Raw genomic sequence first — 13,785 nt, 5'->3', positions numbered from 1 at the left:
TAGATAAAAGATTAATTAGCAACCAGCGCCGGATTACTTATAGTTATCGGTTGATTGTTACTAACTTGCTAGAGAAACAAGTCAATCTAAAATTAACTGAACAATTGCCAGTTAGCCGCAACGAGCAAATTAAAGTACGCCTCAGTCGCAGCAACCCACAAATTCAACTCGGTGAAATGGGAATTTTAGAATGGCTGTTAACTCTTCCACCTCAAGAGCGACGAGATATATATTACCAGTTTAATGTTGAATATCCACCCGACTTAATGGTAGTTGGGTTAGAAATTTAGGGAATCCCAAAAATTGAAGGAGGCAGAAAGAGCCAATCAGCTATAGGATTCGATTCCTTTTGATTTAGAGCCACTGACATAGCTAAGTCGAAGGAAGGTTATCAGGCTCAGAAACGTCTTATGCCCCCAATTTACTGGGGTTTTTTATGGCAATTAAGTTAAAAAACTCTTTAGACGCGCAGCGACGAGCTAAGAGACATCCGGTGTTGGCAAACTCGAATCACTTTGCCAGAATCCGCGATCGCTGATAAGTCAGTTTTATTATTAGCATCAGTCTTTATTTGTCAAGTGGTGTTGACTATTTGTAACGAAACTGTTATATTTAGTTACATAAGATAACAAAAAAAAGAAAACTATGTATACCACCACTAATGAAGACGGCATTCTCAACAACTACGCAGCAGAACCCAAGATGTACTACGCTGAGTACCCTGCAATTTGGGAACAACGTAAATACGTTTTACAGAGTCTTTTTGCAACTTTAATCGTCACCGCTTTAGTTTTGGTTGGTTTTAGCGTTAGCTAAGATTTTAGATTTCAGTATCGCTGTATCTTATTGTCATTCATACTTCTCTCTGTCACCTCGGTTAGTTTCGCCGGGGTTTTTTGTGTTTTACATATCCTAAACGGCAGTAGTATCCTGATAAGTCAGTTTTATTATTAGCATCAGTCTTTATTTGTCAAGTGGTGTTGACTATTTGTAACGAAACTGTTATATTTAGTTACATAAGATAACAAAAAAAAGAAAACTATGTATACCACCACTAATGAAGACGGCATTCTCAACAACTACGCAGCAGAACCCAAGATGTACTACGCTGAGTACCCTGCAATTTGGGAACAACGTAAATACGTTTTACAGAGTCTTTTTGCAACTTTAATCGTCACCGCTTTAGTTTTGGTTGGTTTTAGCGTTAGCTAAGATTTTAGATTTCAGTATCGCTGTATCTCATCGTTAATCTCAGTTCTCGACTTTACCTCGACTCATTTAGCCGGGGTTTTTTGTGTTTTATGAATTCTAAAGTGCGAGTAGTAGCGTTTTAAAATAACAGCGTTGCTCCTGACAACAAACCACTGGTCAGCCATAAAATAAAGACAAATCAATAAAAGGGGGTGTATATGGCAACCCAACTCGGTGAAGCTAAATCTTCAACAGAACTAGTAGTATCTTGGGAAGCATTGCCCGCAGATTTTCACTTAGAGGATGAACCAGTGGAAAATACAGGTCAGCCACTATTGGCTGGTGCTTTGCGCGAAAGCCTTGAGATAAGTGGTTTCATCCAACCGCAGATGTTGATAGCCTCAAATTTTGGACTTTGTGCGACGATAAACGGGCAATTTATAGCTAAAGCACCCGACTGGGTTTATGTGCCATCGGTAAATCAGGTTTTAGGAGAACGCAAAAGCTATACACCTAATTTAGATGGAGATATTCCGGCAATTGTGATGGAATTTCTCTCTGACACTGAGGGTGGAGAATACTCTTTTAAACGAACCTATCCACCAGGAAAATGGTTTTTTTACGAGCAGATTCTTCAAGTCCCAATTTACGTAATTTTTGACCCAAATGGCGGTTTATTGGAATTTTACCAACTCGAAAACAGGCGCTACGAGTTAAAGCAACCTGATGAAAATAGTTGTCATTGGATTGATTCAATGGGTTTATTTCTAGGAACTTGGCAAGGAACAAAAGAAGCCAGAACTGGTTATTGGTTGCGCTGGTGGGATGAGGGAGGTAATTTGTTACTTTGGGCAGTAGAACAAATTGAACAGGAACGCCAGCAAAAAGAACGGCTAATTGCCTATTTACAATCTCAAGGTATCGATCCAAATAATTTGCCTTAGTATATATGCGTAGGTGTCCGCAGAATGAAACGAATTCTTCGCACCCAGGCGGTGGGGAGCGAGTGATTTAGAAAACCTGATTAGCCGTAATAGCTACAACCCTTATACTTACGAAGAAGTGGGGCATCATGTAGAAATTCAATCACGGGTGAAAAAGCTAATTGCCGAGAAAAAAGCAAGAGAGAAAAAAAATAAGTTTTTGCTGAATCAAAAACCAGAATTATTCGTCACTTAAACTATCAATTCCCTACTTAATTTCTCCTGGAGGATGATTTATGTCATCACAAATGCTGCGGTTGATAGCTTTGGGCAGTCTTGGCTTATCTTTGTGTCTGGGCAATTCGGCAGCAATGGCGCAATTTGATTCTAATGGCGATGGTGTAGTGGTACCAACAGTACCATCAGGCGGCACATCAGCACCAGTTCCAATAGACACATCAACAGGTGTACCATCTTCACCCTCAGCTGACGGTACAACTCGGTTTACCTGTCAGACTTATAATGGACAGTATACTGTCATGTACCAGCCACAAAGTCAACCAGGACAATTCTTTCCTTGGGCAGCGCCTGCGGCTTTGGGTGGTGGTTGGGACGCACAAAGGCGTTGTACAGCAATTGCCAGTCGCTTGGAACTTTATCGCCCAGATGGTTTACAAGAACTTCAGACATCCGTAGAGAATAATGAAAATATTGTCTGCGTCACAACTGAAGCTAATCCAAACTGTAGAATTGTGCTGACAGTCCCCAGTGGGAAAGATCCTGTTGTTATCCGCAATAGCATTTTTCAAAACTTGACTACTGCTGATAGCGGACAACAAACTATAGCCGTTAACACTTATGGCAATCGCAGTAGTGGAGGCAACGAATTATATAATTTAGGACGTACACTTCTAGGCGGTGGCAATAATCGGGTTAGTTCATCTAGAGGTGGGATTAATTTGAAGCCTTTCCTCGATCGCAAAGATGGTGGTACTGGAAACAATTTACGTGGTGGAGTAGCAATTCGTCGTCAATCTCAGCCTAATGGCGCTCGTCTAAGCCCTGGTAAGTTCCGGTAAGCAAGAGTGGCTTTTAATACAAAATGACTTTCAAATAAAAAATATCCAACTACTTATTGTGAGGCGGGCATCTTGTCCGCCTTTTTTATGGGCGTAAAATTGCTGCCCTCCAGCCTTCTTCGAGAAGTCGGGTATCTAAATCCAACTGTATATTAGACTTCTTGGCATTTGTCGGGGTAAAGGGGAAGGTGGGGCCCCCTCTGGGGATAAGGGGCAGGGGAAAAGGGTAAAGAAACTCAAAATCCTTTCCCTTTAACCTTTTTCCTTTTCCCTAAGAGTGCAAAAATATATTTTTGCAAGAGGTCTATTAGACATCTTGCAAAAGTAACAAATGCCAAGATGTTGGAGTGGATGTTAAAGGGCAAGGAAAAATTTCATACCTTTACCCATTTCCCCGCTTCTGCAAGAAGTCCATTCTAAACGCAACTCAATGCCAAATATTTGTTCTTTTAACCTTTTGCTAGCAGTTTCTTAATATTGCTGAGATAACTTGAGGTTGCTGAATATGGATTAATACTAGTAAAATACGTAACTTTTTTGACTACAAAATAGTTTTTATTGATAGTGATATTGCGATTGTCAATGTGACTTGATTATGTCTGCAAATTATTACTGAACATCAGCTTTTCAGGCGATTTTCAAACAACACAAAATAAATTGAAGGAGACGTTATTAATGGCTTTGACACAAGGCGATATTGCTTTTATCTCTTTCAATGCCGATGAAGATGGCTGGTCTATGGGCAGCACCACTTCCAAAAATATTACGATTACCAACAATAACTCCAGTATTTTGCAGAAAGTTGGCAACTTCACCAGTACTAATGGAGCCGAAATATCTGCCTTTGATTCTGGAAGCGATCGCTTATTTGTCGTTGCTGGCAGCATAGTTGAAATTTATAATGTCAGCAATACAGGGGCGCTAACCTCGGCTGGTTCTTTGACAACAGGATTTACTCCCCCCGCAGGGACACAAGCTATTCCCAACAGCGTTGCGGTGAAAAATGGTATTGTCGCAGTCGCCTACGCCGTCCAAAACACCAGCACAAACGCCCAACAGACAGGAAAGGTGAGTTTCTACAATGCCGCCAATGGCAACTTTTTGAACTCGGTGGCGGTGGGTGCATTACCCGATATGCTTACCTTTACGCCCGATGGCACGAAGGTATTAGTAGCAAATGAGGGAGAACCCAACAGCTACGGGCAACCAAATTCGGTAGATCCTGAAGGTTCAGTCAGTATTATTAACATTGCTGGTGGCGTGGCGAATGCAACCGTTGCCCAAGCCTCATTTACAAGCTTCAATAGCCAAATCGCCACACTCAAAGCCGCAGGTGTACGGATTACTGGCCCCGGCTCGACAGTGGCACAAGACTTGGAGCCAGAGTACATTGCTGTATCTCCAGACGGTCAAACTGCACGGATTACCTTACAAGAAAACAATGCGATCGCTATTCTGGATATTGCTAGCGCCACCATCACCAATATTTTGCCCCTTGGTGCGAAGAATTACAATCTTCCAGGTAACGGATTAGATGCTAGCGATCAAGATGGTAAAATCAATATTCAGAATTGGCCGGTGGTTGGGTTATATCAACCCGATGCGATCGCTAGTTTCAGTGCCAACGGACAGACTTACTACATCACCGCCAACGAAGGAGATTCCCGCGATTACACTGGTTTTAGCGAGGAAATCCGGGTTGGCGCAGCCGGATATGCTTTAGATCCCACAGTTTTCCCCAATGCGGCTACCCTGAAGCAAAATACCAACCTGGGACGGTTGACAGTTACAAATGCCACAGGAGACACGGACAAAGACGGAGATTTTGACCGCATCGAAGCATTTGGGGGGCGTTCCTTTTCGATTTGGGACGCAAGCGGTAATCAGATATTCGACAGTGGCGACCAATTTGAACAAATCACCGCAACCAAAGTACCAACTTTGTTTAACTCAGATGGTGCGGCTGATACATTTGACACCCGCAGCGATAATAAAGGGCCTGAACCCGAAGGCGTGGCGATTGGAGTCATCAACAACCGCACTTATGCTTTTATTGGTTTAGAACGCACTGGCGATGTCATAGTTTACGAAGTGACAAATCCCAACAAGCCAAGCTTTGTTCAATATATCAACACTCCTGAAGATACTGCGATCGAAGGGTTAACGTTTGTCTCGGCGGCAGATAGTCCCACGGACAAGCCTTTGTTAGTTACTACAGCCGAAGTCAGCAAGACAATTGCGGTGTTTGAAGTCACTCCATCCGTTCGGATTAGCGACATTCAGGGAATGGGACATATCTCATCCTTTAGAAATCAGACTGTCAGTAATGTAGCGGGAATTGTCACAGTGAAAGCAAGTAACGGTTTTTACTTGCAAGACCCTACTCCAGACAGCGACGATAGCACTTCTGAAGGTATTTTCGTCTTCACCTCATCAGCACCAACCGTATCCGTCGGCGATTCCATATTAGTCAGTGGAACAGTTACAGAGTTTCGTCCAGGCAACGATGCCAATAATTTAACCAAAACACAAATCACCGCTCCCACAATTGTCACCGTTTCCACTGGCAATGCGCTATCCACTGCTACAATCCTTGGCAATGGTGGCAGAACTATTCCGACAACGGTAATCGATAACGACACGATCGCTAATATTGAAACTGGAACAACCACCTTCGATCCTGCACAGGATGGCATCGACTTCTATGAAAGCTTAGAAGGAATGCTGGTACAGGTGAATAACCCAATCGCCACTTCACCCACTGCAAACTTTGGTACATCAGAAGAAATTTGGGTATTAGCAGACAATGGCGCAAATGCCACAGGGCTAACGGTTCGCGGTGGTAGCCTGATTAGTGCTTCAGACTTCAATCCTGAGCGGATTCAGATAGATGATCTGAACAATTCCTTAGTGTTACCTGAAGTTAATGTTAGTACGCAACTTAGCAATATTGTTGGTGTCGTTGACTACAGCTTTAACAACTATGAAGTTTTAGTATCGGCTGCTCCTACAGTAGTACAGAACAGTAACATTCAAAAAGAAGTCACTAACCTAACTCCCAGCACCAACCAACTGACGATCGCTACCTACAACGTCGAAAACCTCGATCCAGGTGACGATCAAACCAAGTTTAATAACTTGGCTAATCGCATTGTTAATAATCTCAAATCACCAGATATCATTAGTCTCGAAGAAATTCAGGACAATAACGGTGTAACAAATGATAGCGTAGTTGATGCCAGCACTACCTTCCAAAAGTTAATAGATGCAGTTACTGCTGCTGGTGGCCCGACGTATCAATATCGCCAAATTAACCCAGTAGACGATACGAACGGCGGTGAACCTGGTGGAAATATCCGGGTAGGATTCTTGTTTAATCCTAATCGTGTCAACTTTGTAGATCGCCCCGGTGGTAGTTCCACCACCAGCACCATAGTTACTGATGTCTCTGGTGTTTCCACAGTTTCTAATAGTCCTCGTTTAATCGACCCCACCAACTCCGCCTTTAGTAGTAGTCGTAAGCCGTTAGTTGGTGAATTTACTTTCAACGGTGAAACTGTTTATGTAATTGGCAACCACTTTAATTCTAAAGGTGGCGACCAACCATTATTTGGGCCGAATCAACCACCAACTCTCAGCAGTGAAACCCAGCGTCAGCAACAAGCTACCCTGGTGAAGAACTTTGTCAGCAATATTTTAGCGATCGCCCCCAATGCCAATGTAGTAGTGGCGGGTGACTTAAATGACTTTGAGTTTTCCAACCCTGTCAACACACTAGAAAGCGCTGGACTGACTTCTTTAATTGAAACTTTGCCGCAAAATGAGCGTTACACGTATAACTTTCAAGGTAATGCCCAAACCCTTGACCACGTTTTAGTTAGTAACAACTTGCTCAACAAGCTGGATGGGTATGATGTAGTTCACATCAATTCAGAGTTTGCCGACCAGGATAGCGATCATGACCCTAGTGTGGCTCGGTTTAATCTCCCTAAAAATAATGCTCCCACGGTAGTACAACCGATTGACGACCAAATCATTTCTACTAATAAAGCTTTTTCTTTCAATATCAGTAACACATTTGCTGATGTAGATCGAGGTGACACCCTGACTTACAGTGCTACAGGTTTACCCACAGGTTCTAGTATCGTTGCCAACACAGGTGTAATATCCGGCACTATCTCCCAAATCGGCATTTTCGCAGTTACAGTTACTGCTGCTGATGGTAAAGGCGGTAATGTTAGCGATACCTTTGACCTGACTGTTGCTAATAACAAGGCGACATCTGGCAACGATATCATTTTTGTCAGCGAACTTACTGGTTTGAACAAATACATAGTCAATGCTCTGGCTGGGAGCGATCGCGTCATCGGCACTAATACCAGTGAATTAATCGACGGAGGAGCAGGCAATGATTACCTGGATGGCAAGGGAGGCATAGATGTACTCCTTGGTGGCGATGGCAATGATACCATCTTAGGTGGACTTGGCAGCGACGGACTTTCTGGGGGTAATGGCAATGACCGCCTGATTGGTTGGGGCGGTGGCACAAACGAAATTGACCTCCTCAACGGCGAACAGGGTGCAGATATTTACGTTTTAGGTGATGCCACTTCAGTTTTCTATACCAGTTCTCGCAACAATGATTATGCCGATATTCTCAACTTTCAAGCAAGCGATCGGATTCAACTTCAGGGAGTTGCTAACAATTACTCGCTAGGGTCAGTGAGATCGGCTGTAGGCATTTTCACCAACAATAGAACGGAATTAATTGCTGTTGTGGAAAACGGGTTAAACCGCAATACAAATTTGGCAACAGATACTCGTTTCGTCTTTATTTAACGCAGATTTAATCGAACTCCGGTTTCTCTGTGTACTCTGCGCCTCTGCGGTTCCCTATTTCTAATTTTCAAAACAGTCTCATGTCTAGAATCTATCTCAGAATTAAACATGGTAACTACTAATACAATTCGCTTTTCTCAATTCAACGCTTCTTTGAATCGTAATGCCGAAGGTCAGTTAGTAAGTGACTTGTCTACTCCTGACAATGCTCAGGCAAAGGCAGTTGCAGAAATCATCCAGCGTAATAACCCGGATGTGTTGCTAATTAACGAGTTTGACTACTCCCCGGAGGCAGTTCAACTATTCCGGCAAAATTACCTAGCCATCAGCCAGAATGGTACAACACCCGTTGACTACCCTTACTTCTACATCGCTCCTTCCAACACGGGTATTGCCTCTAGGTTTGACTTAAACAACAACGGCGCAGTAGTGACAACCCCAGGCGCAACCGGATACGGCGATGATGCTTTTGGATTCGGGAATTTCCCTGGTCAATATGGGATGTTGCTATTGTCCAAATATCCCATCGACACTGCCAACATTCGCACCTTCCAAAATTTTCTGTGGAAGGATATGCCTAATGCTTTGCTTCCTGACGATCCGACAACACCACAGCCAAATGATTGGTATTCTCAGGAGGAATTGGCAGTTCTACGCCTTTCTTCTAAAAGTCACTGGGATATACCCATCCAAGTAAACGGTGAGACAATTCACATCCTCGCCAGCCACCCCACACCGCCAACCTTTGATGGCGCGGAAGATCGCAACGGTAAGCGCAACCACGACGAGATCCGCTTTTGGGCAGACTATATTACCCCTGGTAATGGTAATTACATTTACGATGATCGGGGTAAAACTGGCGGTATTGCTGTTGGATCGAGCTTTGTGATTGTGGGCGACCAAAATGCAGATCCGTTGGATGGTGATAGTTTTGACAACGCTATTCGCCAACTGTTGCAAAATCCCAATATTAATACTAATGTCATCCCTACTAGTCTGGGTGCGCCCCAACAAGCAGACTTACAAGCTGGTGCAAACGCTAACCAAAAGGGTAATCCTAGCTTTGACACCGCAGACTTTGCTGATAACACTCCCGGAAACCTGCGGACTGATTATGTGCTACCGTCCGCTAACCTGAAAATTGCCAACTCAGGAGTATTTTGGCCTCTGAATACTGATTCAACGTTTCCTTTGGTAAGTACTTTTCCCTTCCCTAGTTCTGACCATCGCTTAGTATTTACAGATGTGCAAACTGGGCCAAATGAACCAGGTAAAACCATTCCTCGTGCAGGATTCCTGGAACAAACTACCTTTGCTACTGGCTTTATTCCTGCTGGCGTTGCGGGAACTGTGAATGGGGTACAGACTCCGGTGGGCGGATTATCTGGTATCACTTACGATGCTGTTAACAACCGCTATTACGCCATCTCAGACGATCGCTCCCAAGTTGCCCCTGCCCGCTTTTATACCTTTACTGCCGCTGATTCCGGGGTGAATTTTACCAATGTCACCACCCTGAAAGATACAAATGGCAACTTTTTTGCAACCAACAGCCTTGACCTAGAAGGTATCGCTTTAACCAACAATGGTACAGTCTTTATCTCTTCCGAGGGCGAAGTTAATCCTGGTGCTGGTCGCGTTACCAATCCCTTTATTAAAGTGTTTTCACTAGCTACAGGGCAAGAAATAGGCTCGCTATTTGTCCCCAGGAAATTCCTACCAGTAATTGAAGATACCAACAGTAACGGTATTATCGATGCAGGTGACACGCAGACATCAGGTGTTTACAATAACTTAGCCTTTGAAAGCCTCACCATTACACCCGACCAGAAAACCTTATTCACTGCGACTGAAAACGCGCTGTCCCAAGATGGGTTAAAAGCTTCACTCACCAGTGGCAGCCGTTCCCGAATTCTGCAATACAATTTGGTTACTGGACAGCCAGAAAAGGAATACCTTTATATCACCGATGCAATCGCCCAAGCACCCAACCCTAGTACAGGCTCGGCTGACAATGGCTTGACAGATTTACTTGCGATTGATAATCGTGGCACATTACTGGCCTTAGAACGTTCCTTTGCCCAAGGTGTAGGCAACACCATCAAAATCTACGAAGTTTCTTTGCAAGGTGCAACTGACATTAGTTTCTACGATTCTCTCAATAATTTGAGTGCTGAACAACTAGCAGCTATTAAACCTGCTCAAAAGCGTTTACTGTTGAATTTAAATGACTTAAACTTGCCTAACGGTACAGATAACATTGAGGGTATTACCTTTGGGCCAAAACTAGCAGATGGTAGCCAGTCGATTGTGCTGGTAAGTGATAACAACTTCAATCAAAGCCAATTTACCCAAATTCTCACTTTGGATGCAGACTTAGTTCCAACTGCTGCACCCAAAGTAGAAACTCGTCCCGATTTATTGGACGATGAAACCCTACCAGTAGATCAACGAGCTGATGCTGACGATCCTGCGATCTATGTTAATGCCACAAACTCTGCCGATAGCCTAGTATTAACCTCAGTCAAAAATGCTGGATTGCGGGTTTATGATTTGTCTGGTAATTTGTTGCAAACAGTTAATCCCAGTGGCATTCGCTACAACAATATTGACTTGCAATACGGTTTCAAATTAGGCAATCAATCGGTTGATATTGCTGTCGCTAGCGATCGCAACAATGATAAACTAGCAATTTTCAAAATTAACCCCAACACCCCCGGACAATACCTGGAAGATATCACTGATAGCAGTATTGGGACTCTCTTCCAAGCAGCACCTTTTGCAGAACCTTATTCTGCATCAACTCGCAGTTCTTACGGGCTTACCTTATACCGTAGCCCCGTAACTAATGATTACTATGTCTTTACCAGTCGGCGAGAAACTGGAGACATAGCTCAGTTTAAACTGATTGACAAAGGTAATGGCAAAATTGGGGCTGAACGGGTGCGGGAGTTCACCATACCGACAATTGAGGGTCGCGATCCTCAAACTGAGGGTATGGTGGTAGACCAGGAAACTGGCTTCCTCTACATTGGACAAGAAAATGTAGGTATCTGGAAGTTCCAAGCAGAACCAAACGGAGGCACAACTGGTAAGTTAATTGATAAAGTCAGAGATTTGGGGGGTACTTATCTCACAGATGACGTAGAAGGACTGACGATTTATTACGGCAAAAATGGCACAGGCTACTTATTAGCATCTAGTCAAGGTGACAATACTTTTGTTGCCTACACCCGTGAAGGCAACAACGAATATGTGGGTAACTTTGCCGTTGGTAATAATGGCCCAATTGACAGCGTACAAGAGTCAGATGGTGCTGATGTAATTAACGTATCATTGGGGCCTAACTTCCCATTTGGTTTATTTGTCACTCAAGATGGCTCTAATGAACCTGCCAAAATAGTTAGTGATGAAGGTGAAGAAGAAAACATTAGTTCTAACTTTAAGCTGGTACCTTGGGAAAATATTGCCAATGCCTTCCCCAATACTCTCAATATCGACACCACTAGTTACGATCCACGAAATCCTGTAGCTCAACCCAAGCTGACTATTTATGAATTTGAAAACCTACCAAAGTTAGGTACGACCTCTGAGAATCAAGATATTTTTTTAGGTGGTTTTTCTGGGTTATATTTCCAAGGGTTTGCAGCAAATGGCAACCTGAAATTTGTCACCAATACAGACCGTGGCCCCAATGGAGAACCTGATGGTGTTAAAAGACCATTTTTATTACCCGACTTCCAGCCAGAAATAGTTAGCTTTGAACTCAATCGCACCACAGGCGAAATCACCATTAGCAACAGAACAGGACTATTCCGCCAAGATGGAACGACCCCATTAACAGGATTGCCTAATTTGCAAGCTGTAGGAAACGGTTTAGCCTACACAGATGAAATTGCCGTTGACTTAGACAACAATGTTTTAGCTAACGATCCTTTGGGTGCTGACTTAGAAGGGATTGTAATTGCGGAAAATGGAGATTACTGGCTGGTAGATGAATACCGTCCAGCAATTTACCACTTTGATACTAATGGAAAATTGATTGACCGCTTTATTCCTCAAGGAACCGCTACTGCACCCAACCCAGATCAATCTGCTGGAACTTTTGGCACTGAGGTTTTGCCAGCAGTTTATGCCCAACGTCGCAATAACCGAGGATTTGAAGCCGTAGCGCTAGAAGGTAATAAATTATATGCCTTTATTCAGAGTCCAATTGATAATCCAGATGTCGCCAATGATGCGACTTCTAAAGCTTCTCTCAACTTGCGAATTCTAGAGTTTGATATTGTCAGCAAGCAGGTAACAGGAGAGTATTTATATCGCCTAGAAGGTCTACCAGGAACTGATAAGATTGGTGATGCAGTATCCTTGAGTAACGGCAAGTTTGCAGTAGTTGAGCGAGATGACAATGGTACGTCTGCTGGCAATAAACTAATTTATCAAATTGATTTAGCTGGGGCGACCAACATCAACAACCCTGCTAACTTTACTTTGCCAGCTGGTAAAACTATTGAGCAACTGACCTCTACGGAGTTAGCTACTGCCAATATTACCCCTGTCAGCAAGAGTTTGATTGCTAATGCTGCTCAGTTGGGTTATACCGGGGTGGAAAAATTAGAAGGTCTAGCATTAGTAGCACCCAATACTCTAGCCTTACTTAACGATAACGACTTCAACATTACGGGTAATACGGCTGCTGAGAAACTTGGCATTCTTGAACTACCCAATAATCTCACAACTGTACAGCCTACTTTCCCGAATGGTTTTGGTTCTAACAACAGCGATACTGTCAATCTTGAGCCAGGACAATTCTTTAGTGCAGGTGATGGAGCAGATTTTGTAGAAGGTACTCAAGGTAACACAATTGAGGCTGGAAACGGTGATGACATAGTGCTTGCAGGTAGCGACTCTTCAGTTTTTGGGCAAGATGGTAACGATCGCATATTTATTGGTCAAAATGGCCCAGCTCAAAATACCAGTGCTGATGGTGGCAGTGGTAATGATGTTATTACCGTAGTAGAAGCCAGTGGTAGTAATAATTTGTTTGGAGCGGCAGGTGATGATAATCTCACAGTAATTGAAGGTTCTCATCAATCATTATTCGGTGGCTCAGGTAACGATACACTCACGAGTAATGGTAGCAATAACCGTCTCTACGGTGGGTCTGGAGATGACAAACTCTTCTCTAATGTCAATGACTCCCTGGTTGGTGGCGTTGGTGATGATGTGCTATTTGCTGACCAACAGGGTAGTAATAGCCTCAGTGGTGGTGCTGGTGCTGACCAATTCTGGATTGCCAATGGCAGCTTACCAATTAGCAAAAATGTTGTTACTGACTTTGCGATCGGCATTGATCAAATCGGGCTGGGCGGTATTGGTGTAACTCAGTTTAGTGGATTAACACTGTTACAACAGGGCAGTAACACTTTAGTGAAAACAGGAAATACTGAGTTGATTTCATTAGTTGGAATTACATCAACTAGCCTCACAGCAAATGATTTTACTTTCTCAGCTAGTGTAGTTTAGCCTGTTGGCGTAGCCTAATTGTTACAGCTTCATTACATAGCCAAAGTTAATGAAGCTGTACTGATTATTTATTGTGAAATTATATAAAAATTAGAGATTTTCATCTTACTAAGGATAGATAATATCAGTCTTTTAAAACAACTTTTTATATTATCAAAAATATCCAGCAAGTTCTTAGCAATAGATTTAGCAAAAGATTGCAATACAAAGTTTCTTAACCATTCCAC

7 protein-coding genes are annotated in these 13,785 nt (G+C 43.1%); all 7 read left to right on the top strand.

The features are described from left to right. A partial coding sequence (locus RMY16_RS25510; RefSeq protein WP_322738698.1) for a DUF4139 domain-containing protein occupies nucleotides 1-290 on the top strand: 290 nt, incomplete at its 5' end. A gap of 355 nt (nucleotides 291-645) precedes the next feature. Then, nucleotides 646-816 carry a photosystem II assembly protein Psb34 gene (gene psb34 / locus RMY16_RS25505; protein ID WP_292736552.1) on the top strand — a complete coding sequence of 57 codons (171 nt, stop codon included), beginning with the start codon at nucleotides 646-648 and terminating at the stop codon, nucleotides 814-816. 225 nt (nucleotides 817-1,041) lie between these two features. Next, entirely contained in the window at nucleotides 1,042-1,212 is a 171-nt protein-coding gene (gene psb34, locus RMY16_RS25500; RefSeq protein ID WP_292736552.1) for a photosystem II assembly protein Psb34, read from the top strand. 197 nt (nucleotides 1,213-1,409) lie between these two features. Next, nucleotides 1,410-2,135, top strand: a complete 726-nt coding sequence (locus RMY16_RS25495) for a Uma2 family endonuclease (RefSeq protein WP_322738697.1) — start codon at nucleotides 1,410-1,412, stop codon at nucleotides 2,133-2,135. Between the two features lie 275 nt (nucleotides 2,136-2,410). Further along, nucleotides 2,411-3,193, top strand: a complete 783-nt coding sequence (locus tag RMY16_RS25490) for a COP23 domain-containing protein (RefSeq protein ID WP_322738696.1) — start codon at nucleotides 2,411-2,413, stop codon at nucleotides 3,191-3,193. Nucleotides 3,194-3,868: 675 nt separating this feature from the next. Beyond that, nucleotides 3,869-8,032: a choice-of-anchor I family protein gene (locus RMY16_RS25485; protein ID WP_322738695.1), complete on the top strand. Its 4,164-nt coding sequence runs from the start codon at nucleotides 3,869-3,871 to the stop codon at nucleotides 8,030-8,032. Between the two features lie 108 nt (nucleotides 8,033-8,140). After that, on the top strand, nucleotides 8,141-13,558 hold the full coding sequence (locus RMY16_RS25480) for a phytase (RefSeq protein ID WP_322738694.1): 5,418 nt from the start codon (nucleotides 8,141-8,143) through the stop codon (nucleotides 13,556-13,558). Nucleotides 13,559-13,785: the final 227 nt, after the last annotated feature.

The sequence above is a fragment of the Nostoc sp. DedQUE12b genome, assembly GCF_034530835.1.
Classification (GTDB): Bacteria; Cyanobacteriota; Cyanobacteriia; order Cyanobacteriales; family Nostocaceae; genus Nostoc.
Note: the sequence above shows the minus strand (reverse complement) of the source record. Positions and strands in the feature narration are given on the sequence as shown.

What these genes read in the sequence shown, in the direction of transcription:
- psb34 (WP_292736552.1), top strand. Translation starts at nt 1,042, where the DNA reads ATGTATACCACCACTAATGAAGACGGCATTCTCAACAACTACGCAGCA.
- RMY16_RS25490 (WP_322738696.1), top strand. Translation starts at nt 2,411, where the DNA reads ATGTCATCACAAATGCTGCGGTTGATAGCTTTGGGCAGTCTTGGCTTA.
- RMY16_RS25495 (WP_322738697.1), top strand. Translation starts at nt 1,410, where the DNA reads ATGGCAACCCAACTCGGTGAAGCTAAATCTTCAACAGAACTAGTAGTA.
- psb34 (WP_292736552.1), top strand. Translation starts at nt 646, where the DNA reads ATGTATACCACCACTAATGAAGACGGCATTCTCAACAACTACGCAGCA.
- RMY16_RS25485 (WP_322738695.1), top strand. Translation starts at nt 3,869, where the DNA reads ATGGCTTTGACACAAGGCGATATTGCTTTTATCTCTTTCAATGCCGAT.
- RMY16_RS25480 (WP_322738694.1), top strand. Translation starts at nt 8,141, where the DNA reads ATGGTAACTACTAATACAATTCGCTTTTCTCAATTCAACGCTTCTTTG.